Source organism: Jeotgalibacillus haloalkalitolerans, assembly GCF_034427455.1.
In the GTDB taxonomy this organism is placed as follows: Bacteria; Bacillota; Bacilli; order Bacillales; family Jeotgalibacillaceae; genus Jeotgalibacillus; species Jeotgalibacillus haloalkalitolerans.
Genome location: NZ_JAXQNN010000003.1, coordinates 176,448 through 199,414, shown reverse-complemented (window position 1 = coordinate 199,414; position 22,967 = coordinate 176,448). Strand labels below are relative to the sequence as shown.

The window sequence follows — 22,967 nt, the reverse complement described above, 5'->3', positions numbered from 1 at the left end:
GAACGCTTCAATGAGAGCACATATACCCTCATTGTTTAGGTCATTGAATGAAACAAATAACTCACTCATTGAGAGATATTTTTTATGAGAGTCATTGTAAACCCTCATGTAATATAAGTTGCTACTCAATGTGTTTCACAATGTAAACCAAAGTATTTAGAAATTGTGTGTGAATTTTGTTGCTCCTTTGCTTCAACAATGACCGTTCACAAGAATTTGAACTTGTTTCAATTAGGAATGTAAACTCAACTTGTAATTTTCCACTATATTTTTCAACAATGAGTTGTGGCGGTGAGAGAGGGTGGCTCCCCATACCCGTACCCTTCCAATTCTTTGTCTCACCAAAGTTTTTGCGGTTCTCCTTGTTCTCTCTTTGTGTCTCATTTTGTGATTCTTTTTGTGTGCTCCAGTGTGTCCCAATCAATGTGTTTCAGAGCTGTCAGATTGAGTCAGAACAAGCGTTCTTGTGTATCGAATACTAAACCATTCAAAACATTGTGTAAGTCTTGTGAGAGCCTTTATTTGAGTGTGTCACAACAAGGATCATTCATTGTTAGTCTCAATAACGGTCATTAATGATACTGTTCTTGTGATACTTCACAATGAACGGAACAATGAGGGTTCACATGGTCTCAATAACCGTCTCAAAAACTAATTCTCACTATTGCTATATTGAACCCTTTTTGTTACTGTCTGGCTGCACAAAACAAAGGAGGAGATACACAATGATTTTTGCATATGCACGGGTATCAACAAAGGATCAAAACTTGAGTCTACAAGAGGACGCTTTAAAGCAATATGGGTATGATGAAATTTACAAGGAGAGAAAGAGTGGAATGGACACGGAACGTCCTCAATTGACCTCTCTTGTGGAGAAATTAAGAAAGGGAGATATTCTCCTTGTGTGGAAACTTGACCGCCTTGGACGATCCACAAGACACGTCCTTGAGATAGCGGAACAACTTGAAGAAAAGGGAGTAGAACTTGTTTCCCTTCAAGATAAGATTGATACAACCACCGCAATGGGAAAGGCAATGTTTAGAATGATGACTGTCCTCAATGAAATGGAACGAGACATAATAAGTGAGAGAACAAAGGCTGGTCTTGAATCGGCAAGGTCAAGAGGGAGAGTTGGAGGGAGACCAAAGAAGAACTCCAAGGACGTTCACAAGGCTCTTAAACTTTATGACTCCAAGGAATATACAATATGTGAGATTGTGGAAATGACCAATGTAAGCAAGGCAACGTTATATCGTAAAATCAAGGAAAGGGAATCTTCACAATGAGGGTTCTCTTTTTTCTATGTGGATCAAATATTTTTAGCAAGTCTCTAAACCGTACGTTACGCTACTTGTTGACACCCATTCGACAACAAAATCTGTTCTCAATGGATTCTCAATTAGCATATTACAATGTAAACTAACATGCTTTCTCTCTTACTGCCACAAGGGTTATCAAAGAACACTTGTCATTCTCAATGCGTTCTCAATTAGGTTTACATACGTACGTGAATTGTCACAACTCTTTTCCAATGTTGTTATAGTTAATAAAACTTGTTATTCCACAAGGTTGAAAGACTGTACTGTGAAGGCAAAGCCTTCGAATCTTCGACTCACAACAAAAGAATATATCAATCATAAAAAAGAACCGCCTTGATTAGACGGTTATGAGAATGATTGTATTAAAGTTAAAAGTTGGTCACCCAATGTGTAGACTGCGGTTCCAGTTGTGGCAACTTCTTTAATGTTCTTTACGTTTTCAATAGCAGTTTTTAGTATGATCTTCTTTGGTTTTTCACTCTCAACCTCTTGAACTGCAGCTTCCACTAATTCCACAGTGTCCTCTTTATCGGTATCAGGAATAGACGTGTCTTCCATTAACGCTTTAGCAAACTTTTGTGCAACGTCTTTTAGTTCTTCAACCTTGGTTTCATTATATGTTTGCTCAGCACTAATTGAAGCCTGTCCTTCCGCATGGTTTAGTTGCCCACGAAAGTCTCCAATATTGAATTGAGTTCCTGACTTTTTGTTTAACCCCATATCGATTGCCATCTCCCCTAAATAAGATACAATATGATCCACTAGTGGTTTAATTGTATTATTATGAAAATTATTACACATATCATTAAAGTTTCTTCCATACCCTGTAACCAAACTATAATAACTAAATTTATTAATTGAAACGTAATTGATCAGTTGAAATATAAAAGCAATTTCTTCTGACTTACGAATAGGTAATTTTATTTGGTCATTGTAATTCCTACTTTTCAACACCTTCTCAATATCATAGGTAACTTTATTATTCTCGTGGATAAATTCATTGATAATGGGTGAATCTTCAATAAAAATTAGGAATCTTTCCAAATTATCTGGTGCGTCATCAATATTAGAGTTCAAAAACCTACTTGCAACATTTCTAAAGTGTAACGATAATTTTTGATATTCTTTTTCGTCTAGTTTCACGTCTTGACTCATTTAATTCACCCCACAATATGGACAATATACATTTGAAGCGATTTGATCAATATTGACTTTAATTATTTTCTCGCAACAATGTAATTCAATTTGCTCCAAAATTTCATCTTCCGTCAGTAATTTTGGCGTTTCCAATCTAGGTTTCTTCCCTTTAAATGATAAACCATTTTTCCCTTTAGTTGATTTCTTTAAAGTATTATAAAATTCTTGCTGAATGTAATTCCTTGCAATCGTAATAGCATGGTCAATAACGTCTTTTGGAGTGAAAGATGATTTATTGCTAGATAATCCACAAGAAGGACAATATAGCTCTATGTAATCTATTGAATCATGATCCCCAGCATATCCTTTAAACCTTGTCTTACAATGTGGACATTGAAGAGAATAGAACCCTTCACTATCTGTTGGAATAGATATTTCTTTATCCATTGTCACACCCCCATATTATAACTTCAAATATAACATAAGATTGTAAGAATTTGGACTATTGAATCATAAAAAAAGGACTCAAGTCAATTCAACTCAAGTCTTTCATAACAATGTTCAATTCCATTTCATTATCCGTCTTGGTGTATATGATTGTTTCCACAAATTCTTGAAGGATCATGTTTGCTTCACGTTCCTCCATGTCGTCTCCATTGGTCAAGAACAATTTCATTCGATCCAATTTTTCTTTTAAGAAGTCTTGCTCATTGAAACTCTCTTGTTCCTTCAACCTTTCAATGTCGTTTTCAAGTTCTTCTATCTTTGACTTGAATCCTTTTATTTGTTCATGTGCTTCTTCCTCGGTGAAGATTTCCATGAGGAAACCTTGTTGAACTCTCTTAATGTCTTGATTCAACTTTTTGACTTGTGTCTCTTTCCTTTGAATTTCCCCTTCATTGTTTGTCTCTTTTGGTTCAATAAGGTGAACGTATTCTTCAATTTGATCCACATACTTTTTGAAATGAGCATAGAATAGTTTCTCAAACTCACTCACATTGGCTCCCTTATTGGAACAAACAACGTATTTGTCACCATTGTAATTCCTTGTTTGACAAGAGGAGATTCTTTTACGTTTGTATTTTGAAGTTTGAAAGGAGTGGATTCTTCCACAAATACCACAACGAATGAGACCACTAAACTTGTGCTTTCCTAACTTGAGAGGAACAGGCCTTGAGTTACGTTGTTTTTTGATCCTTTGAACTTCATCATAATCTTCTTGAGAAACCAATGCTTCATGAGTATTTTCAACGAGAATTTGTTCTTCTTCTCTTGTTTTCTCCACAACTCTTTTACCATTCACTTTCTTTTGTGTGGTTCGTCCATAAAGAGAGTGACCAGCGTAAACAATATTACTCAACATTCTTGTTACACCCGCTGGAGTCCATATCATTCCAACACTTGTTGTAACTCCTTCAAGGTCAAATTCGTATGCAATATCTTTTGTGGATTTTCCTCCAATGTATTCTTGGAACATTCTTTGGATCACATGAGCGTCCTCACTTGGTTCTAATCGCTTTGTTTCACGATTATATTTGTAACCAATGGGAGCCTTTTTACCAAGCCAATTCCCGTCCTTTGCGGATTGTCTTGTACCACGAACAAGTCTTCTTTTGATTGTTTTGTACTCTTGCTTTGAGAGAACACTTTGAACGTCACTAATAAAATCATCATCATCTTTTGAGAAGTCATATGTTTTACTTGGTGTGATTGTAATAACCCCACTATTCACAATGATCTCTTTAATTTGTCCAAAGTGAACCGTATTCCTTGAAAGTCGGTCAAGGTCGGCAATAACAATCCCGTCATACATAAACGCTCTAATATTCTCCAACATTTCTTGTAATTGCGGACGATCATATTCTTGTGATGATCCAACTTCTTTAAACAATTCATATTCCCATTGATTCTTTTCACAAAGGTCAATAAGAACTGATTGTTGACGGTTCAATGTGTCTTCCGTTTCTTCTTCACGAGACTTACGGACATAAACCGCAACCTTCTTAATTTCCCTCTCCATAACGCTTCAACCTCCGTTATAATAATGTTTGACAGCATTATATCACAAGGTTGCAAAAAATAAACGGTTTGTAAACTCACAAAAGACGCCACCCCAGACCAGCTCCGTGCAGCAGGTCTGGCAGAACACTACGTCAGTCATGACAGCGCCCTCTTTTACAGCAATGCAGCCGGCGTTCCATTTACAGCCAGCTACATCCAGGCAAAAGGCGATCCGATCGCTGACCTCTACGAAGATATCGCCGCAGAAGAAAAAGCACGCGCCACCTATCAGTGGATCATTGACCAGTCAGATGATCCGGATTTAAATGATGGTCTCAGGTTCCTGAGAGAACGGGAGATTATTCATGCACAGCGGTTTAAGGAAGCTGTTATGCTGATTACTGAGGATCGTGATGAGAAGAAGGTATTTTAATAATAAATAGATTGAAAAAACTGAGGCACATGTGCCTCAGTTTTTTGCTGTCCAATATAAAAAGCTTTTTATGGAATGAGAAGAATCTTACCCAGCTTCCCTTTATTCTTGAAATACTTCTGCGCTTCCCTTGCCTCATCCAGCGGAAAACGTCTATCAATCACCGGAACAATTTTTCCCTCTGCAATTGCCACCAGCATTTCCTTAAATTCTGATCTCGTTCCAAGCACTGATCCGTACATTGTAATATGCTTCAAATACAGCGTTCTGAAATCGAGGTTTGTCTGCTGACCTCCTGCAGAACCTGAGATACAGAACTTCCCGCCTTTTTTCAAAACGTCTAAAGAGGTTTTAAACAGCGCATCTCCTACTACATCAAGTACAGAATCAACAGGTCCACCTGCAGCTTCTAAAATATCCTCTGTCAGCCTTTCTGACTGATAGGATACCACCTGCTGAGCACCCAGCTCCTTCAGTTTTTCCTCATCCTTCAAGTCCCCAACGACCGCAATCACCTTTGCGCCAAATACATTCGCTGCGATCTGGACGTTTAATGAGCCGACGCCGCCATTTGCCCCTGTCACAAGAATCGTCTCACCGGGCTTTGCCTGTATCTGATTGACCATATGCCAGGCAGTCAGTCCACTGACAGAAAACACCGCGCTCTCTGCAAAGTCTTCAAGCGGCATCTCATAACAGAGGTCTGCCGGCCAGACGACGTATTCTGCATAACCGCCGTCATATTCTGATCCGATAAATGACATATCTTCTGCAATATGCTCTGTCCCTTCTTCACCACTTGATGTGAAAGGGAATAGCACTACACGTCTGCCAACCATGTCTTTATCAACCTGACTCCCGGCACTTACAATCTCACCTGTAATATCAGAGCCGGGTATCCGCGGAAACTTTACACCTTCAGGACGCCAGCCGGATTTTTCACCAGTTCCATAAGCACCTTCTCTCATCCAGATTTCCGTGTTATTAATCGCACACACCTTTATTTTCACTAATACTTCATCACTTTTTGGTTCCGGAATTGGGATATCAACTACTTTAAGCTGATCTGTATCGCCATATCCGATTACTTGTACAGCTTTCATTTGATCTTCACTCCTCAGCTTTAAATAAATTGTTTATGATATAGAATTCCCTGTCTCCTTTTATACGCAAACCTCAGGAAAGAAAATAATGATGGATTGCACTTAAAACGAACCTCATGTAAAAAGCATATCAGGATCTGAGGCTACTATCAAAATCACAAAATAAGATTATACACACGCGCTATGATACGATAACTGTGCACATAACACAAAGCAGATGGGAGTATCTGTGATGAAACAAACTGCTAAATGGGGCTACACACTTTTTATCCTTTTGTATGTAATTACACATTTTATCGTTTCGCTGACGCAAGCTGATTCACTGACAACGCCGCTCTCTTTATTCGGACTTACAGCTTTTGCGATCGGTTATTTTTTTCTGCCTTTAAAACAGGCATCGATTTCACTCATGCTGTTAGTCATTGCAGTTATTATACACTTTTCTGCAGGCACCTCTCTTTTAGAGGCATCTGTATCAGGTTTCACCGTAATGAGCGGACTGATTGCGCTGCTTCTGATTGTGCCGATTATCAGCTGGGTGCTTGAGGAAAAACCATATATAGAGTCTGTGATTCATTTTGCACAAAGGCTGTTGAATACGAGTAGAAAGTTTTACTTTGGCATGATGATGATTACGCAGATTATTTCTTACTTTCTATTATTCGGTGCCATACCCATGGTGTACGGGATGGTCAATAACTTTTTAAGTGATCAGCGCGGTGAGGCCTGGGAGAATTACAAGGGTACTGCCCTGCTGCGCGGTTTCGCTTTAACGACGATGTGGGTCATCAGCATTCCAAGCTTTATCTTCGCAGTGGATGCACTTGGCGCGTCACTGGGTCTGTCGATTTTGCAGGGCTTTGTGATCTCGTTTGCCGGCATTCTGTTATCTGTCTTTACCTCCTATATCCGCGAACGGAGATATGGCGTGGATCTGACAGCAGGCATTCAGGAACAGCTCGCTAATATTGCTGGCAGTCAGCAGCCCGGAGGCAATAAAGAAGTCAGAGAGTTTATCTTTCTATTTGTCACACTGTTCGGCTCTATTTTTCTATTAAATTCAATATGGAGTGCCAGCCTCCTGCTGATCATTCCACTCGTGATTATCGCCTGGGTCATCGTGAACTTCATCATTCGCAAAAAGCCCGGAAAAATCATCGGTAAAGGTAAAGATTATGCTAAAACAGGCATCCCAAATAAAGCCCAGCAATTCTCCATTCTGCTGGCCGCAGGATTTTTAATTGATGCCGTGAATCAGTCGGGCTACGGTGAATATATCGTAGACGGTTTATTTTTCGTATCAGATGCCATACCATTTCTGAATTTCCTCTGGGTGCTGCCTTTTGTAGTGATTATCCTCGGCTTTATCGGACTTGGTCCACTGACGGTGATCGTTTTAGTATCGGGCATTCTGCAGGGCGTTGAAGTACCCTATCCGCCTGAAATCGTCCTGCTTGGCATCACGTCAGGAAGTGTCATATCCATTATGATTTCACCGCTGATCCTGCCGACAATCGTACTGAGTTCGGTAAACGGATTGAGTATTGTGAAGAACAGCTTTCTATTTAACTATAAATTTGCGATTGCGTTTTATCTGATGGTACAGATTTATTTACAGGGATTTATTGTGTTTTTCCTATAGAGAAAAGGTGCAGCTCTGATTAAAGGGCTGCACCTTTTCTTGTGCTTAAACCAGTCTTGTAAAAAGGAGCTTTATTTCAAAACAATAGACACTTAACCATACACGAGACGACATTTTTTCATAATTTATTATGTAATTGAATTTTCCTGATACATAATCTGATAGCGTAAGACTCTTTTCCGGCTATTTGATATTAACAAAGGAGGTGATTATTTGTGCGCCGCAGAAGAAGATGCAGACGGATCAGGTTTTGTGTGTTTCCAGGTTACCGGTGGTGCGGCCCCGGCTGCAGTGGTCCCGGGGATCCGATTAATGAATTAGATGCCGCGTGTAAAGCCCACGATGAATGTTACAGAGATACAGGAAACTGGTGTGTCTGTGATGCAGACTTGATACAAAGACTTTCCCCCCTCCAATCACTTCATACACCGGAAGGACGACAGGCCATGATCATCCTTCACTACATGAAAATGCAAAGAAAATTCACCTGCTTTTTTAAAAACCAATCCTACTGATAAATACGCGGGCAGTCCGATTTCTTTTGAGCCGGACTGCTGACTGGTGTGCTCATTATTGAATGTACTGTACTTCATTAACATTTTCATACGATTGACAAATTCACTCTGCAGTTTTAATATATGAATACATACTCATATACACATATATTCCTTGGAGGTGGTCTTTTGGATACTAATACTGAAAACCTGGATGAAGAAACGCTGTTTGTCGTATCACAAACATTCAAAGCACTCGGTGATCCGACGAGAATCAGGATTTTACATCTGCTGTTTGCCAATGAATATTCAGTGAATGGAATCGCTGAAGCGTTAAGCCTTCGTCAATCTACTGTCTCTCATCAATTGAGATTTCTGAAAAATCTCCGGCTTGTCAAGTATCGCCGGGAAGGGACAACACTATACTATTCCCATGATGATGAGCACGTTATGAAGATACTTGAACAAATGATAGAGCACGCCCGCCATTAAAACTAACGGAGGTGAAATGATGGGACACGGACATGATCATGCGCATACATCCAATAAGAAAGCTTTGCTGTTCAGCTTCATCATCATCACCGGATTTATGATTGTAGAAGCAATCGGTGGTTTTCTGACAAACAGCCTGGCACTGCTATCAGATGCCGGTCATATGCTGAGTGATTCGATTTCGCTTGGTGTCGGGCTGCTCGCTTTTACACTGGGTGAAAGGGCTGCTGACCGAAGTAAAACTTACGGTTATAAGCGCTTTGAAATTTTAGCGGCTGTGTTCAACGGCGTCACACTCGTACTGATTGCGTTCTATATTTTTTATGAGGCTTTTCAGCGCTTCAGCAACCCGCCCGAAATTGCTTCAACCGGGATGCTGATCATTGCTATACTTGGACTGATTGTTAATATTGTGGTCGCATGGCTACTGATGCGTAAAGGAGATACAAAGGATAACCTGAATTTGCGCGCTGCATTTCTTCATGTAATTGGCGATCTGCTTGGATCAGTCGGTGCTATTACAGCCGCCCTTCTGATCATCTTCTTTAACTGGGGCTGGGCTGATCCATTGGCAAGTGTCATTGTCGCAGTGCTTGTATTGATCAGCGGATGGCGCGTGACGAAGGATTCGATCCATGTGCTGATGGAGGGTACACCGGAAAATATTGATTTGGAGCGTGTTATCGGAACAATCAAGAGCGTGAGTGGAATCAGGGATATTCACGACCTGCACGTCTGGTCCATTACAAGCGGAAACAATGCACTCTCCTGCCATGCCGTTGTGGACGGCAGTCTTTCCATTCTTGAATGTCAGGAGCTGCTGCGGGAAGTAGAGCACAAGCTTGCACATGAGATGATCGGTCATGTGACCATTCAGCTTGAGGATGAGGCACATCCGCATGACGAGACGGTGATGTGCTGTCATCAGAATGAGCATGCACACTAGGTAGAGGCGGGTCTCTACCTGAACTACACAATTTAAGGGGAAATCAATATGAATGAAGCATCGAAAAAATACTGGAATGAATATTGGAACGCACAGGGGAAAGAACAGCCGTCATCAGTGACTGCATGGCAATTTGGCGCAGCGCCTGATGAACTTGCACAGTTAGTGATCGACGGAGTGAAAACAGCTACCTGCTCCGGCCTGATTTTTTACGAAATGGAAAATGAACCGCTTCCGGCAGTTGATGATTACAGTATTATTCTCAGCAGCGAAGATGAACCATTAGCCATTATCCGTACATCTCAGGTGGATCAGATGCCGATGAATGAAGTCCCTGAGGAGTTTGCGATTGCTGAGGGTGAAGGTGACAGAACGTATCGCTATTGGAAGAAAGCACATGAGCGCTTTTTCAGAAAAGAATTGAGCGAGGTCGGACTTGAGTATAAGGAAGATATGATGCTGGTTTGTGAGCGGTTTGAGCTGGTGGATGTGAAAGCCTGACTAAAAATTGAATGAAATAAAACCGGAGTTTTCTACTTTAATAAGAATTCCGGTTTTATTTTGATTGATCTGCTTCATCTATTAATTGATTTCATAAAAGCTGCAAAGTCATAGTCTGCTCAGCACTTCATCCAGACTCATCTCTTCTTTTGAAGTCAAACGGAGCACAATTCCCGGATCAAATTTCATTGATTCAGTTGTAGGATTTGGGACTGCGACACACCGGATACCTGCCCGGATTGCTGCAAGCGCTCCGTTTGGTGAATCTTCAAATACCACCGCTTCATCAGACCGAATATTAAAATGGTTCAGGACTTTCAGGTACAGGTCTGGCTCCGGCTTCACATGCTCCACATCATCCGCTGTACAGATAAAATCGAAATACTGTCTGATATCGAGCTGCTCCATATGCTGATCAATCCAGCTTTTTGAGGAGCTTGATGCGAGAGCGATGTTCATTCCCAGCTCTTTTGCACGAATTAAATATTTTTTTACTCCTGCACGTGTTGATTTATCTTTTATCAATGATTCAAACAGCTGTGCCCGCTGTTTTCTCAATTTTTCTCTTTTAACGCCTGTGACGCTTAGTGGCTCATATGGATCAAACTTTAAAGCACTCCCTATTCCCTCCATCCACTTTTCAACAGGGAACTCTACCTGATAAGTATCATAAAGTTTTTCAAAAGATTCAATTTCACTTGTTTCTGTATCAATGATCAATCCATCAAAATCTAGTATCATACATTTAATCATTTCTATTCCTCCACAACCTGAACGATTACATTCCCATATTTCCGTCCGGAATCAACATATCTGTGCGCTTCCACAATTTCTTCTAATGGATATACCCGGTCAATGACTGCTTTAAAGTGTCCGGCTTCAAACATCTGATTGAGCAAAGTGAGATCTTCCCTCAGTTCTTTGGCGACCCCCTGCCCTGCCACACTGCAGAATTGTCCGTTCCTTTCAACGTGTTTACGGGCTGATAATTTGTTGATTTTACCTGAAGCATCAAAGACAGCATCATATGTCGAAAGCTGATTGTCATAATCGTCCATATGATAGTCAATAACTTCATCTGCCCCAAAGTCTCTGACCATAGCCGCATGACGATCACTGCAGACAGCCGTGACATGAGTGTTATAATATTTAGCGATTTGAACAGCAGCCGATCCTACTGCACCTGAAGCTCCATAAATCAGTACTGAATTTGCCTGCTCAATTTGTGCCTTTCTCAGGAAATGAAGAGCAGTTGTACCCCCAAAAGGCAGACTTGCAGCCTCATTAAAACTTGCATTCAACGGCATCAGATGAATACACTTGTGGGCGTGTATACAGGCATATTCAGCATAACCGCCGAGTCTCATTCCTGTGAGTCCATAGACCCGGTCCCCCACCTTAAAATGCTGAACACGACTCCCGACTGCTGCAACTTCTCCTGCAACAACAACGCCCAGGACTGGTTTTCTGGGCGCTTTGAACCCAAGTGCAATTCTCATTGGCAGACGGCCGGCTGGTGGTACATCAAGTGCTCTGATTCTGCGATCCCCAGATTGTACTGCCGATGCATATACCCTGATCAGCAGATCAAACTCTTTTGGTTCGGGCTGTGCGACCGTCATAAGTTTTAGTACTTCCGGTGGTCCATAAGCTGTGCATATTGCTGCCTTCATATGAATGCCCCCTTAGAAAATGTTCAATAATCAGAACATACGACATTTTCTTCTGAATTTCCTTTATTTTCGATTCTTCATTAGAAAATATTTTCATTCATACAGGTCTTTTGGTTTAATTTTAATATATAATATTGTTTATTCGATCTGAATATAAAACATCGGATTAGATGCAGCTTTTCAGCTTATATCTTTAATTCATAATATACGTTTAGTGAATGAAGAAATAGGTAATAAGACTTATAGATAAAGATAAAAAGAGGGATGGGTAAAATGAACATGATAGCAGAAAGTAATGTAATGGAGGCTTTCAAGAAAAACCTTGCGATGATTCAGTTTGACCTCGATAGAAAAGTCACGTATGTAAATAACCTGTTTGCCGGTGCTGCAGGATATCGTCCGGAAGAATTAATCGGACGCCATCATCAGATTTTCTGTTTTGAGGATTTTTCGGGATCAGCTGACTATGAGCGATTCTGGAGAGACTTATCAGCAGGTGTTCAGTTTCAGGATAAAATCAAACGAAAGAAACGTGATGGCTCAGTGATCTGGCTTGAGGCAACGTACATGCCAATCTTTGAGAATCGCAAAGTGACTGGTGTTGTAAAAGTTGCAACAGATATTACAAACAGACAGGCAGGCGTATCAGAGCTCGTCTCCTCCCTTTCAAATGTGTCCGGGAATATGAGCGAAAAAGCTGAGTACGGAATTAAAAGAAGTGATGAACTGCGTGAAAGTATTGATCATACACTTGAATATTCGAAAAAGAACCTTGAAACCCTTACTCAACTGATGATGCAGGCCGAGAATATCCAGCAGCTGACGTTTGCTATTCGGGAAATTGCTTCGCAAACTAATCTGCTCGCACTGAATGCTGCGATTGAAGCTGCACGTGCAGGTGAACATGGCCGGGGCTTTGATGTTGTAGCAAAAGAAGTGAAAAAGCTTGCAGGTAAAGTTGAAGAGTCCATTTTAACAGTCCGGAGCTCAGCAGAAGGAATCAGTTCAGAGGTAAAAGAAATCAGCAATGGAACAGAACAGGTTGAAAAAATCATTCAGAAAGGTTCTTCTCAAATCAGGGAGACAATCAGTGATTTTCAGGAGCTGACTGAGACTGCTGCAAAAATTGATGGGTATGCCGAGAAATTGAAAATGAGTGTGTAACTTCGACTTCTCTCAGTTTCATATCAATTACAGCAGGTTTACAATAAATCTTATACAAATCTACTTAATGCAAGGCATACCCTGCTGCAAGCAAAAACCAGTCGTCTCACACGCCAATGAAACGACCGGTTTTTCATTTATGTATAAAAATTCCCTCCTGCAAGTGCTGTTTGTTACAGCTGCCTCTTTAAAAAACAACGTTTTTAAGATAGAGCGCTCCATATATCAGAACTCCGCAAATAATAATGAATAATCCTACCATCACAAATCCGTACACAAATCCTTTTCCCATTGAGAATAAATCCAAAAACATGTTTTTAAACGTATCGACTACTTTCACCATAATCCCACCACCATTAAAACATTTGTCTTCATTTTACCATAAAGATTCCAATTTTCATTGGGTAGACGAGATTTTCGTAAATTCTACTGGAAAAAAATGCATGACACAGAGCTGTTTCTGATGTGTCATGCATCAGCTTCTTCTAACCTCAAACAATTTAAAAAGTCAGCACACGTTCTCTATCCACCGCCTGATATTCTTCATTTTCAACCGGATGGAAGCATGCGATTTCATTTCCTGTCGTTTCATTTTTTATCAAGGCAGGTGTTTCCTGTCTGCAGCGATCAGTAGACCGTGGACATCTTGTATGGAACACGCAGCCTGATGGAGGATTTGCAGGTGATGGCAGTTCCCCGCTCAGCACGATCCGTTCTCTCGTTCTTTCCATGACCGGATCCGGAAATGGAACTGCTGATAATAATGATTGCGTGTAGGGATGGCTTACCTGGTTCTGAAACGCATGATGATCGAGCTTTTCCATCACTTTGCCAAGGTACATGACAGCAATTTGATCCGCCATATGACTGATCACCGAAAGATCATGTGCGATAAATATATAGGTCAATCCAAGAAGTTTTTGCAAATCCTGCAGAAGATTGACCACCTGAGCCTGGACCGAAACGTCAAGGGCACTGACCGGTTCATCACAGATGATTAATTCAGGCTCTAATGCAAGCGCTCTTGCAATACCGATCCGCTGCCGCTGTCCGCCTGAAAATTCATGAGGGTATTTATCAAAATGCTGATCAGGATTCAATCCGACTAATTCGAGCAGTTCTTTTACTCTTGTTTGCATACGCTCCGTTTTTTTGTAAGCCTTCAATGGCGCAGCAATACTTTCGCCTGCTTTCATGCGGGGATTCAGACTTGTATACGGGTCCTGAAAGATCATCTGTACATTTCTGCGCATCTGATAAAGCTCCTTTGCGCCGGCACCGGAATAATTTTTACCATTGAGCAGAATGTCACCTGAAGTGGGCTGCTGAAGCCCGACTATACTTCTCGCCAGCGTACTTTTTCCACAGCCTGATTCCCCTACGATTCCGAGTGTTTCACCTTTTTCAACCTGCAGGCTGACACCATTTAAGGCTTTCACATAGCTTTTGGGACGCTGAAGGATTCCTTTTTTGACGGGGAAATGGACATGCAGATCCTTTATATCCAGTAGCGCACTCATGATGACAGGACTCCTTTCATTTGATTTTTCTTTTCCTCGAATGCTGATTCAGACAACAGACAGGCAGCCAGGTGATGCGCTTCAGACCGGGGTTCAAGCGCCGGTTGACTGTGTGCACAGTCCTCCATAGCAAATGGACATCTGGGCTGAAATGCACAGCCTTTTGGCGGATTGATCAGATCAGGCGGCTGTCCTTCTATTGAAATCAGCCGATGCCTTGTTGAGCCGAGAACTGGCATAGAGCGGAGAAGTGACCATGTATAAGGCATGGATGTGTGATAAAAAATGTCTTCAGCCTTTCCGGACTCAACGATTTTCCCTGCATACATGACCATGATCCTGTCAGCCAGCCTTGCGACAACTCCCATATCATGAGTGATGATCATAATAGCCGTGCCATATTTCTGCTGAATGCTTTTCAGCAGATCCAGCACCTGTGCCTGGATGGTAACATCAAGCGCCGTTGTTGGTTCATCAGCAATCAGCAGCTTCGGCTCTGAAGCAAGTGCCATTGCAATCAGCACGCGCTGACGCATGCCGCCTGAGAATTGATGCGGATAGCTTCTCATACGTACAGCTGGATCAGGAATTCCAACATCATTCAACAGCTCAATAGCTTTCTTCTTCGCTTCAGATTTAGATATTTTCCTGTGCGCAAGAATGGCTTCAGTCAGCTGCCTGCCAATCCGGATCACCGGGTTCAGGCTCGACATCGGATCCTGAAAGATCATTGCAATCTCTTTTCCTCTGAAGGTCTGAAGCTCTTTTTTATTCATATGTAACACTGAACGGTCTTCAAAATAGATTTCACCATCAGGATAAACGGCAGGCGGCTCCGGATTCAGTCTGATCAGAGAATGCGCCAGTACACTTTTTCCACTTCCGGATTCCCCTACAATACCGACAGTTTCGCCTGGCTGAATATTGAAGGTAATGCCATCAACTGCCTTTACGACCCCTGCTGGTGTATTAAGATGAACATGAAGGTTTTCGACTTTCAACATTGGCTACACACTCCTTTAAGCAGCTTTAAGCTTGCGCTTCTGTTTAATTTGACGCGGATCATTCGCATCACGCAGACCATCACCAAACAAATTCAGCGCGAGAACAGTGATGACAATAGCCAGGCCTGGAAAAATAGAGTACCATGGCGCAATCGTCAGATATATCTGTGCCTCCTGCAGCATATTTCCCCATGTCGGAGTCGATGGGTTCACCCCTACACCCAGAAAGCTGAGCGCTGCTTCAGCAAGAATCGCTTTTGCAAATATAAATGTACTCTGTACAATAACCGGCGACAGAATGTTTGGGAGAATATATCGCATGATGATCACCGGATGACTCACACCTGACGTACGCGCAGCTTCAATATAGGCTTCATTTTTCACCTGTAAAGCAGCTGATCTGACGACTCTCGCCATAACCGGGAAAAAAGCGAGCGTCAGTGCAATGATAATGTTGGTCATACTGCCACCAAGTGCAGCTACCAGTGCCAGTGCCAAAAGAATGGCAGGAAAAGCAAGAAAACCATCAATGATTCTCATTAGAATAAAATCCACTTTTTTAAAATAACCGGAAGCCAGCCCAATAACCGTGCCAATGACAGTAGCTGTGACTGCCACAATGAGCCCAACAGCAAGCGAGACTCTTGCTGCCACAATGGTTCTCGCAAAAACATCACGTCCAAAATCATCTGTACCGAACCAGTGTACGGCACTGGGCCCGGTCAACCGCTGATCAGGTGCAATCGTGCCCGGTGACACCGGAAGCCAGAGATTTGCAGTCACTGCTGCTAGTGCAATGATGAAAAAGGTTGTGACTGCAATCAGATTTGTCTTTTTCTTCAGTATCACTTCTTTTCCTCCTCTAACGGTCAATCATAGCGGATGCGCGGATCCAGAAGCGTATAAAGCAGATCCACAAGCAGATTGACCAGTACATAAATTCCGGCGATAAACAGTACAACTCCCTGCACAACCGGATAATCACGCCGGTGAATGGAATCAATCAGCAGCTGTCCAATTCCTGGTATTGTAAATAAGGTTTCGATAATCACAGTCCCTCCAAGCAGCCCTGCAACTGTTGCACCAAAAACCGTTGTAGTCGGAATTAGAGCATTTGTAAACACGTGTTTCATCAGTACATCGCGCTCTTTGATTCCTTTGGCACGTGCTGTTTTCGTATAGTCCTGATTCACAGATTCAAGCATGCTGTCACGCAGCATTCTCGCAATAATCCCGACTTCCACGATTGCCAGCACAAATGCCGGAAGCAGTAAATGATGCAGCCAGTCTCCCACGCCCTCTGCAATCGGTATATAACCCGCGACAGGAAAAACCGGTATCGCCACACCGAAACCGAGCACGAGTAAAATAGCCAGCCAGAATTCCGGTATCGAGACACCAAATAGTGAAACTGTCGTAAAAATCGGGTCCATTACTGTTTTACGCAGGGCCACAATCACAATGGCTGTCGGAATTGCAATCAGTAATAGCAAGAGCATTGATAACATCATGAGACTGAATGTTGGACCAAAGTTTTCAACAATCAATGCTGTAACAGGCTGAGAGGAGTAGACAGAGGTACCAAGGTCACCAGTAACAATTTGTGAAAGCCAGCTGAAAAACTGTATATACCAGGGCTGGTCAAGACCAAGCTGCTTTTCAAGTGCTGCAACAGCTTCCGGAGAACTATCCTCTCCTAAAATCAAAAACGCAGGATTTCCAGGTGTTAAATGCACAATCATAAAGACAATCACACTGACAACCAGCATGACAGGAATAACGGATAATAATCGGTGAATGGTATACTTAATCAATCATCTTCTCCCCTTTATGAATAAAGAAAGAAAATTGTCAGCTGTGACACTGACAATTTTCCAGTTATGTTACTCAGACTTCCATGTGTTCCAGTATCTCGGACCATACCATTCGCTGAAGTTTTCCAACGCAGATGAACGTGCATCCAGATTAGATACATTCGTCACCTTTTCAAACGGGAGCTCTTCTGAAAGCGTCTGGTTCAGGGCAGCAAGAATGTCCTCCTTCTCTTCATCTGATTCGGCTGTCGCCCACTGAGAAATCAGCCCCTGCCACTTTTCGCTGTTATACCAGCCGCTGCTGTTAGAGTCCTGACTGAGCATACCTGCCTGATTTGGTGAAAAGAACGGCGACCAGCCAATCACGACCAGGTCCCAATTAGATGCTTCACTCCATTTTTCAAGATAAGTTGCCCATTCAAATGATTCCAGCTCTACATCAAATCCTGCTGCTTCAAGCTGCTGTTCTGAGATCTCTGCAATTTTCTTATAGTCACTGTGATCATTTGAAAAAATGATTTTAATCGGCTCACCGTCATAGCTGCTTTCTTCTAATAATTGCTTGGCTTTTTCAGTGTCAAAGCCATTGAAGTTTTCAATATGCTGATCAGAGTAAAGGGCTGTCTGATTCGGCGTAAACAGTGCACCGTCTAAATCATAAAACGCATCGTTACCATAGGTCGCTTTTGCAATCGCTTCTTTATCAAGCGCTGCATGTAACGCCTGACGAACCTTCATATCATCGAAAGGTGCTTCAGATTTATCCGGCGTTAAGATTGTATAACCGTTAACAGCTGTTTCTGCTTCAATACCAGGAGTTGCTTCAATTACTTCATGAAGATCAAGCGGAATGTCTTCCCCATAATCGTATAAACCGGTTTTCAGTCCGTTTAGTACAACCTGGGGATCTTTCACGATTTTAAAATGAATCTCATCCACATAAGCCTTTTTCTCACCTGTTAAACCACTTGTTTCATCTTCTCGCGATACATAATCCTCAAACTTTCCAAGTACAATCTCATCGCCGCGCTTCCATGAATCGAACTTAAAAGGACCGGTTCCAATAAACTGATCATGGTCAAGCGGATTCTCCCCCGCTTCTTCTGCCACGGAAGCCGGCAGGACAACTGCAGCTGACTTTGGTGCCGCAAGATCTGACAGCAAAGAACTGTAGGCTTTATTTAAGTTAATTTTCAGCTGAAGGTCGTCAACCTTTTCAACAGACTCAACATGTTCATTTGTAATTTTTCCAACTGAAGAGATCTTCAGCCAGCGCTCAACTGATGCAACTGCATCTTCAGCGGTCACCTCTTCACCGTTATGGAATGTTAAGCCCTCACGCAGGTTGATCGTATAGGTCTGACCATCTTCACTGACTTCATAGCTGTCAGCTAAAAGTGGCGTCGCTTCATAATCCTGATTCAGCGCAAACAGTCCCTCATAGATATGCCAGCCGATTTTACGCGCTGCACTTTCACCGGTATACATCCAGTCGAGCGTGTTAGGGTCTGCACTGATCGCCACATTCAGCTCGCCTCCCTCAACAGGCCCTGAATCCGCAGATGCGCCCGTTGTTTCCGCTGATTCTTCTGAACCTGAGCAGCCTGCTAAAGCTGCAAGTACAAATAAGCTGATGATTAAAAAGTATAATTTCTTCATTGTTTTCCTCCCTGTATTGCTAAATTAGAATAAATTAATTGAATATAAGCCTTTTGAGCAATCAATAGCGCACGCTCATCAATATCAAACTTTGGATGATGATGATTGAAATGAGTGGCAGGATCGTCTCCTTTTGACCCTACTCTGAAAAAGCTTCCGGGAACTTCTTTAAGGTAATACGAAAAATCTTCCGCTCCCATTCTGACGGGAAATTCCTCAACATTCTCATTGCCAAATAGCTGGTTGAACAGTGAAGACAGTTGCTCAGTTTCGACCGGGTGATTATAAAGAGCCGGATAGCCATCTATGTATTCAATCTCGTAACCTGCTTCAAACCCTGCAGTGATATGTTCAACGATCCGGTAAATTGACCGCTTAATCTGCTTTCTGACTTCCGGATCAAAAGACCTGACGGTTCCTTCCAGCACTGCTTTATCAGGAATCACATTAAAAGCGTGACCTGCCTGAAAGACCCCTATTGAAACAACAGCTGCATCAAGCGGATTCGTCTGTCTGCTTACAATTTTCTGTAAAGCATTCACAAGTTCACTGCCGACCGCGATCGGATCTGTCGTGTGATGTGGTGCTGCTCCATGGCCTCCATTTCCCTTAACTGTAATCGCAAATTTATCAACAGCAGCCATTCTGTAACCTGATCCAACTGCTACCTTCCCTACAGGAATCGATGAATCCAGATGAATCCCGTAGATATAATCCACACCTTCAAGTACACCTTCTTCAATCATCGCCTTCGCCCCTCCAGGTGGCACTTCTTCAGCAGGCTGAAAGATAAAAATCACTTTTCCTTTCAAATGCTGTTTGTACTTTAACAGCGTTTTTGCTGTACCGAGCAGAGCAGCCGTATGTCCATCATGACCACACGCATGGGTTACACCGGGATTTTGGGAGCGGTAATCGACTTCCTTTTCGTCCTGCATTGCCAGGGCATCAAAGTCTGCTCTTAAAGCAATGGAAGGACCCGGTTCTGATCCGTTTAAAGTCGCGATGACACCATGACCGCCAACCTGAGACGAGATATGCTCATAACCAAAACTGATCAGCTGATCTTTTATAAATGCAGCAGTAGCTGATTCCTGAAAGCTGAGTTCAGGATGTATATGTAAGTGACGCCTCCATGAGACAACCTGCTGGAAGTTCTTTTCGATTTCCTGTTCTATCTCACTGAATGTACTCAGACTCATAAAATAAAGCCTCCCTCCAAAAACTTATTTAACCAATCAATTTAATCGGAATTAGAGATAAAAAAATCCCTCTTCCACGAAAAGAAGAGGGATTAAAGCTTCCTGATCCACTCTTATCTTCGTACTTTAAGTACGTGGAATTAGCACAGTTCCGCAATATGCGGTCCGCTGCTTTGACTTCATCGGGCCATTCCCTCAGTCAATCTCGATAAGATGATTAAATTATAAAGCCCATCTTACAGCTCAGAATTTGGGCTGTCAACCATAAATTTGAATAAATCCGATAATTCAAGTCAGAAATAATCTTTAAGCAGTGTATTTAAATCATATATTATTTTTTACTAACAACAATTGCCCCAACACCACTAATCAGCATATAAGCAATGACAAACATCCACAGATAAGAAATAGAAATCTGTTCATAGTCCAAAAATGTAAGCGCTGACAGTGCTACAAAAAGAATGCAAAGAAACACATTTGCAATAACAGCGTAGTATTTGCGCATATTATGTATGATCCGTTCATCCACTTCAGGTGTCTGATCTTTTTTGGATCTTACATAGATAACATTAACAATGAAAATAATGATAAAAGCAGTTAATGCACCTAAGATCGCAGAAAAATCAGCGCCATTAAAAATCAGCGTTCCAACAATCATTCCAACAAGCCCACCAAAACCAGCGAGTGTAAATCCCCATTTCTGCAGTTTTTTCTTTTTCATCATGATTCCTCCTCTTCCAAAATAAACACTTCCTCTATGGGAAGATCAAAATATTGCACGATCTTTAAAGCAAGCTCCAGACTGGGATTGTATTTATTCTTTTCGATCGCTGTGAATGTCTGGCGTGTGACCTGTAAGTCTTCAGCCATCCTGATCTGCTTAATCCCTCTCTCTTTCCGGATCTTTTGAATATTGTTTCTGACCGGCATCCCTGATCACGACCTTCCGGATTTCAAAATGTAAATACATCTTTACATTCAGTATATTGTTCGACTATTAAAAAGTAAAGATATCTTTACATAATTAAATGTTTTAGTTTCTGCAAAAAAGAATCATTCCTATTTACAAATCGTAATCATTACGATATATTGTTTTTTGTGATTTTAAATGAGGAGGAAAACAATGAATAAAAAATGGTTACTGCCTTTAGGTTTATTAAGTATTGGCGTGCTCGCTGCGTGTGGAAATAGTAATGAGGAGAGTTCATCAGATGAGTCTGACGCTCTTTCAATTTATACGACGGTTTATCCACTACAATTCTTTGCGGAGCGGATTGCCGGTGATGTAGCAAAAGTCAACTCTATCCTCCCCCCTGGTTCTGATTCACATACATACGAGCCCACATCCAAGGATATGATTGAGATCGCTGAAGCGGATGCTTTTATCTTAAACGGCGCAGGTCTTGAAGGTTATGCTGACAGTATTGTTGATGCGGTAGAGTCTGAGGATGTTACTATAGCTGAAGCGACTGAAGGTCTTGAATTAAGTAAAGGGGGGGATGATCATGATCATGGAGATGGACACGATCATGATCACGGAGACTATGATCCCCACGTCTGGCTGGATCCGGTCCACTCAATTGAAATGGCTGAAAACATTAAGGAATTACTCACAGAACTAAAACCGGAAGATGAAGCAATGTTTGATGAAAACTTCGAAGCCTTAAAAGCTGAACTTGAAGCGCTGGACCAGGAATTCTCATCAGAAATTGAAACTGCATCCGGCAATCACTTCATCGTTTCCCATGCCGCTTACGGGTATTGGGAAGAAGCTTATGGAGTTCATCAAATTGCTGTTTCAGGACTGAGTCCAACACAGGAACCATCTCAAAAAGAATTGCAATCAATTGTAGAAACAGCCGAAGAGTTTGGCTTACAGCATGTCTTTTTTGAGCAGAATATTACAACAAAGATTGCTGAAATCATCAGAGAAGAAATTGGCGCAGAAACGCTTATGCTGCATAATCTCTCTGTTTTGACAGATGAGGACATCGAGAACGATGAGGACTATTTCTCTTTGATGAGACATAATCTTGAGCAGCTGAATATTGCACTTGAAGCAGCACCTGCTGTGGAGCCGGAAGGTCATGATCATGATCATGACCACGATCACAGCCATGAGCTTGATGAAGAGGCACAGAAGATTTACGATGGCTACTTTGAAGATGACCAGATTGAGGACCGCCCGCTTTCTGACTGGGAAGGTGACTGGCAGTCAGTCTATCCTTACCTTAAGGACGGAACGCTTGATGAAGTATTCGCCCATAAAGCTGAAGAAGGCGACAAAACAGCTGAGGAATATAAAGAATATTATACAGAAGGCTATGTAACAGGCGTGAATCGTATTGTGATTGAGGATGACACGTTTACTTTTTATGAGGACGGTGAACAGTCCTCCGGCGTATATACTTATGATGGCTATGAAGTCCTGACATATGAAGCAGGTAATCGTGGTGTACGCTATATCTTTAAGCTTGAAGAAACACAGGAAGGCACAATGCCTGCTTATATCCAGTTCAGTGACCATGGCATTTCACCGACAGATGCGCATCATTATCACCTGTACTGGGGCGATGACCGTGAAGCGCTGCTTGAAGAAGTTGTGAACTGGCCGACGTATTACCCCTCTGATATGGATGGTGAAGAGATTGCGCATGAGATGATGGCGCATTAAGCTGCAGACCCGGGATGTAACGACCGGGTCTTTTTTGCATTATTCAAATGCTTAAGCGCTCGGTTTTGCAGTGGAAATCCTGGAGATCGTGCAGGTATGGTGTGTGATCTTTTTCCATCAATTATGGCAACTTCCCCCTCAATGACTGACTCGATTCCCTCATAGAAGAAATGATTCATTCAGTTATAA

Annotated in this window: 23 protein-coding genes, 2 pseudogenes and 1 riboswitch; of the genes and pseudogenes, 10 read left to right on the top strand and 15 right to left on the bottom strand. The window is 42.0% G+C overall.

Features of this window, described 5'->3' with window-relative positions:
• Positions 1-725: 725 nt before the first annotated feature.
• Positions 726-1,286, top strand: a complete 561-nt coding sequence (locus UFB30_RS11105; RefSeq protein ID WP_322421764.1) for a recombinase family protein — start codon at positions 726-728, stop codon at positions 1,284-1,286.
• 378 nt (positions 1,287-1,664) lie between these two features.
• Here UFB30_RS11105 and UFB30_RS11100 read toward each other — a convergent pair whose 3' ends face one another.
• The 3 genes from UFB30_RS11100 to UFB30_RS11090 all read right to left on the bottom strand — a co-directional run bounded on the left by UFB30_RS11100 (position 1,665) and on the right by UFB30_RS11090 (position 4,476).
• A complete protein-coding gene (locus tag UFB30_RS11100) occupies positions 1,665-2,474 on the bottom strand; it encodes a type 1 periplasmic-binding domain-containing protein (RefSeq protein WP_322421763.1) in 810 nt (269 codons plus the stop codon).
• Positions 2,475-2,903: a hypothetical protein gene (locus UFB30_RS11095; protein ID WP_322421762.1), complete on the bottom strand. Its 429-nt coding sequence runs from the start codon at positions 2,901-2,903 to the stop codon at positions 2,475-2,477. It abuts the gene before it with no gap.
• A gap of 88 nt (positions 2,904-2,991) precedes the next feature.
• On the bottom strand, positions 2,992-4,476 hold the full coding sequence (locus tag UFB30_RS11090) for a recombinase family protein (protein ID WP_322421761.1): 1,485 nt from the start codon (positions 4,474-4,476) through the stop codon (positions 2,992-2,994).
• A 66-nt stretch (positions 4,477-4,542) separates the two neighbouring features.
• Between UFB30_RS11090 and UFB30_RS11085 the strand changes: the two are divergent.
• Positions 4,543-4,890: pseudogene (locus UFB30_RS11085) on the top strand (manganese catalase family protein); the annotation flags it as partial.
• Between the two features lie 68 nt (positions 4,891-4,958).
• Here the strand turns inward: UFB30_RS11085 and UFB30_RS11080 are convergent.
• The gene (locus UFB30_RS11080; RefSeq protein ID WP_322421760.1) at positions 4,959-5,993 is read right to left on the bottom strand and encodes a zinc-binding dehydrogenase; all 1,035 of its coding nucleotides are present in this window, start codon (positions 5,991-5,993) and stop codon (positions 4,959-4,961) included.
• Between the two features lie 232 nt (positions 5,994-6,225).
• Between UFB30_RS11080 and UFB30_RS11075 the strand changes: the two genes are divergently transcribed.
• The 5 genes from UFB30_RS11075 (at position 6,226) to UFB30_RS11055 (ending at position 10,068) form a co-directional block, all read left to right on the top strand.
• Positions 6,226-7,635: a hypothetical protein gene (locus UFB30_RS11075; protein ID WP_322421759.1), complete on the top strand. Its 1,410-nt coding sequence runs from the start codon at positions 6,226-6,228 to the stop codon at positions 7,633-7,635.
• Between the two features lie 215 nt (positions 7,636-7,850).
• On the top strand, positions 7,851-8,150 hold the full coding sequence (locus tag UFB30_RS11070) for a phospholipase (RefSeq protein ID WP_322421758.1): 300 nt from the start codon (positions 7,851-7,853) through the stop codon (positions 8,148-8,150).
• Between the two features lie 168 nt (positions 8,151-8,318).
• Entirely contained in the window at positions 8,319-8,621 is a 303-nt protein-coding gene (locus UFB30_RS11065) for an ArsR/SmtB family transcription factor (protein WP_435390881.1), read from the top strand.
• A gap of 19 nt (positions 8,622-8,640) precedes the next feature.
• Complete coding sequence (locus UFB30_RS11060) at positions 8,641-9,567, top strand: cation diffusion facilitator family transporter (protein WP_322421756.1); 927 nt, start codon at positions 8,641-8,643, stop codon at positions 9,565-9,567.
• Positions 9,568-9,615: 48 nt separating this feature from the next.
• The gene (locus UFB30_RS11055; RefSeq protein WP_322421755.1) at positions 9,616-10,068 is read left to right on the top strand and encodes an ASCH domain-containing protein; all 453 of its coding nucleotides are present in this window, start codon (positions 9,616-9,618) and stop codon (positions 10,066-10,068) included.
• Positions 10,069-10,176: 108 nt separating this feature from the next.
• On the opposite strand, the gene UFB30_RS11050 is transcribed toward UFB30_RS11055, so the two are convergent.
• Both UFB30_RS11050 and UFB30_RS11045 read right to left on the bottom strand, forming a co-directional pair.
• Complete coding sequence (locus UFB30_RS11050) at positions 10,177-10,821, bottom strand: HAD-IA family hydrolase (RefSeq protein WP_322421754.1); 645 nt, start codon at positions 10,819-10,821, stop codon at positions 10,177-10,179.
• Positions 10,822-10,823: 2 nt separating this feature from the next.
• The gene (locus UFB30_RS11045) at positions 10,824-11,741 is read right to left on the bottom strand and encodes an NAD(P)-dependent alcohol dehydrogenase (RefSeq protein ID WP_322421753.1); all 918 of its coding nucleotides are present in this window, start codon (positions 11,739-11,741) and stop codon (positions 10,824-10,826) included.
• 264 nt (positions 11,742-12,005) lie between these two features.
• Between UFB30_RS11045 and UFB30_RS16640 the strand changes: the two are divergent.
• Both UFB30_RS16640 and UFB30_RS16635 read left to right on the top strand, forming a co-directional pair.
• Positions 12,006-12,365 (top strand): annotated as a pseudogene (locus UFB30_RS16640) (PAS domain-containing protein); the annotation flags it as partial.
• A gap of 60 nt (positions 12,366-12,425) precedes the next feature.
• Positions 12,426-12,905: a methyl-accepting chemotaxis protein gene (locus UFB30_RS16635; protein ID WP_435390883.1), complete on the top strand. Its 480-nt coding sequence runs from the start codon at positions 12,426-12,428 to the stop codon at positions 12,903-12,905.
• A gap of 187 nt (positions 12,906-13,092) precedes the next feature.
• On the opposite strand, the gene UFB30_RS11035 is transcribed toward UFB30_RS16635, so the two are convergent.
• From UFB30_RS11035 to UFB30_RS10995, 9 genes are all read right to left on the bottom strand, one after another.
• Positions 13,093-13,248, bottom strand: coding sequence for a hypothetical protein (locus UFB30_RS11035; protein WP_322421751.1), 156 nt, complete (start codon positions 13,246-13,248; stop codon positions 13,093-13,095).
• A 157-nt stretch (positions 13,249-13,405) separates the two neighbouring features.
• Positions 13,406-14,425: an ABC transporter ATP-binding protein gene (locus tag UFB30_RS11030; protein WP_322421750.1), complete on the bottom strand. Its 1,020-nt coding sequence runs from the start codon at positions 14,423-14,425 to the stop codon at positions 13,406-13,408.
• Positions 14,422-15,429, bottom strand: coding sequence for an ABC transporter ATP-binding protein (locus UFB30_RS11025; protein ID WP_322421749.1), 1,008 nt, complete (start codon positions 15,427-15,429; stop codon positions 14,422-14,424). Before UFB30_RS11025 ends, UFB30_RS11030 begins: the two co-directional genes overlap by 4 nt.
• A 15-nt stretch (positions 15,430-15,444) precedes the next feature.
• The gene (locus tag UFB30_RS11020; protein ID WP_322421748.1) at positions 15,445-16,278 is read right to left on the bottom strand and encodes an ABC transporter permease; all 834 of its coding nucleotides are present in this window, start codon (positions 16,276-16,278) and stop codon (positions 15,445-15,447) included.
• A 20-nt stretch (positions 16,279-16,298) separates the two neighbouring features.
• Positions 16,299-17,243, bottom strand: coding sequence for an ABC transporter permease (locus UFB30_RS11015; protein ID WP_322421747.1), 945 nt, complete (start codon positions 17,241-17,243; stop codon positions 16,299-16,301).
• Positions 17,244-17,312: 69 nt separating this feature from the next.
• Positions 17,313-18,902, bottom strand: coding sequence for an ABC transporter substrate-binding protein (locus tag UFB30_RS11010; RefSeq protein ID WP_322421746.1), 1,590 nt, complete (start codon positions 18,900-18,902; stop codon positions 17,313-17,315).
• Positions 18,899-20,104, bottom strand: a complete 1,206-nt coding sequence (locus UFB30_RS11005) for a M20 metallopeptidase family protein (protein ID WP_322421745.1) — start codon at positions 20,102-20,104, stop codon at positions 18,899-18,901. The genes UFB30_RS11010 and UFB30_RS11005 overlap by 4 nt, the downstream gene beginning before the upstream one ends.
• Positions 20,105-20,214: 110 nt before the next feature.
• A riboswitch (SAM riboswitch) is annotated at positions 20,215-20,319 on the bottom strand.
• 116 nt (positions 20,320-20,435) lie between these two features.
• Complete coding sequence (locus UFB30_RS11000; protein WP_322421744.1) at positions 20,436-20,825, bottom strand: hypothetical protein; 390 nt, start codon at positions 20,823-20,825, stop codon at positions 20,436-20,438.
• Positions 20,825-21,034, bottom strand: a complete 210-nt coding sequence (locus UFB30_RS10995; RefSeq protein ID WP_322421743.1) for a helix-turn-helix transcriptional regulator — start codon at positions 21,032-21,034, stop codon at positions 20,825-20,827. The genes UFB30_RS11000 and UFB30_RS10995 overlap by 1 nt, the downstream gene beginning before the upstream one ends.
• 193 nt (positions 21,035-21,227) lie before the next feature.
• On the opposite strand from UFB30_RS10995, the gene UFB30_RS10990 reads away from it, so the two are divergent.
• Positions 21,228-22,778 carry a metal ABC transporter solute-binding protein, Zn/Mn family gene (locus UFB30_RS10990; RefSeq protein WP_322421742.1) on the top strand — a complete coding sequence of 517 codons (1,551 nt, stop codon included), beginning with the start codon at positions 21,228-21,230 and terminating at the stop codon, positions 22,776-22,778.
• The last annotated feature ends 189 nt before the right edge of the window (positions 22,779-22,967 follow it).

What these genes read in the sequence shown, in the direction of transcription:
- UFB30_RS11010 (WP_322421746.1), bottom strand. Translation starts at nt 18,902, where the DNA reads ATGAAGAAATTATACTTTTTAATCATCAGCTTATTTGTACTTGCAGCT.
- UFB30_RS10995 (WP_322421743.1), bottom strand. Translation starts at nt 21,034, where the DNA reads ATGCCGGTCAGAAACAATATTCAAAAGATCCGGAAAGAGAGAGGGATT.
- UFB30_RS11080 (WP_322421760.1), bottom strand. Translation starts at nt 5,993, where the DNA reads ATGAAAGCTGTACAAGTAATCGGATATGGCGATACAGATCAGCTTAAA.
- UFB30_RS16635 (WP_435390883.1), top strand. Translation starts at nt 12,426, where the DNA reads ATGAGCGAAAAAGCTGAGTACGGAATTAAAAGAAGTGATGAACTGCGT.
- UFB30_RS11050 (WP_322421754.1), bottom strand. Translation starts at nt 10,821, where the DNA reads ATGATTAAATGTATGATACTAGATTTTGATGGATTGATCATTGATACA.
- UFB30_RS10990 (WP_322421742.1), top strand. Translation starts at nt 21,228, where the DNA reads ATGAATAAAAAATGGTTACTGCCTTTAGGTTTATTAAGTATTGGCGTG.
- UFB30_RS11030 (WP_322421750.1), bottom strand. Translation starts at nt 14,425, where the DNA reads ATGAGTGCGCTACTGGATATAAAGGATCTGCATGTCCATTTCCCCGTC.
- UFB30_RS11100 (WP_322421763.1), bottom strand. Translation starts at nt 2,474, where the DNA reads ATGAGTCAAGACGTGAAACTAGACGAAAAAGAATATCAAAAATTATCG.
- UFB30_RS11075 (WP_322421759.1), top strand. Translation starts at nt 6,226, where the DNA reads ATGAAACAAACTGCTAAATGGGGCTACACACTTTTTATCCTTTTGTAT.
- UFB30_RS11090 (WP_322421761.1), bottom strand. Translation starts at nt 4,476, where the DNA reads ATGGAGAGGGAAATTAAGAAGGTTGCGGTTTATGTCCGTAAGTCTCGT.
- UFB30_RS11045 (WP_322421753.1), bottom strand. Translation starts at nt 11,741, where the DNA reads ATGAAGGCAGCAATATGCACAGCTTATGGACCACCGGAAGTACTAAAA.
- UFB30_RS11035 (WP_322421751.1), bottom strand. Translation starts at nt 13,248, where the DNA reads ATGGTGAAAGTAGTCGATACGTTTAAAAACATGTTTTTGGATTTATTC.
- UFB30_RS11105 (WP_322421764.1), top strand. Translation starts at nt 726, where the DNA reads ATGATTTTTGCATATGCACGGGTATCAACAAAGGATCAAAACTTGAGT.
- UFB30_RS11095 (WP_322421762.1), bottom strand. Translation starts at nt 2,903, where the DNA reads ATGGATAAAGAAATATCTATTCCAACAGATAGTGAAGGGTTCTATTCT.
- UFB30_RS11060 (WP_322421756.1), top strand. Translation starts at nt 8,641, where the DNA reads ATGGGACACGGACATGATCATGCGCATACATCCAATAAGAAAGCTTTG.
- UFB30_RS11025 (WP_322421749.1), bottom strand. Translation starts at nt 15,429, where the DNA reads ATGTTGAAAGTCGAAAACCTTCATGTTCATCTTAATACACCAGCAGGG.
- UFB30_RS11055 (WP_322421755.1), top strand. Translation starts at nt 9,616, where the DNA reads ATGAATGAAGCATCGAAAAAATACTGGAATGAATATTGGAACGCACAG.
- UFB30_RS11000 (WP_322421744.1), bottom strand. Translation starts at nt 20,825, where the DNA reads ATGAAAAAGAAAAAACTGCAGAAATGGGGATTTACACTCGCTGGTTTT.
- UFB30_RS11005 (WP_322421745.1), bottom strand. Translation starts at nt 20,104, where the DNA reads ATGAGTCTGAGTACATTCAGTGAGATAGAACAGGAAATCGAAAAGAAC.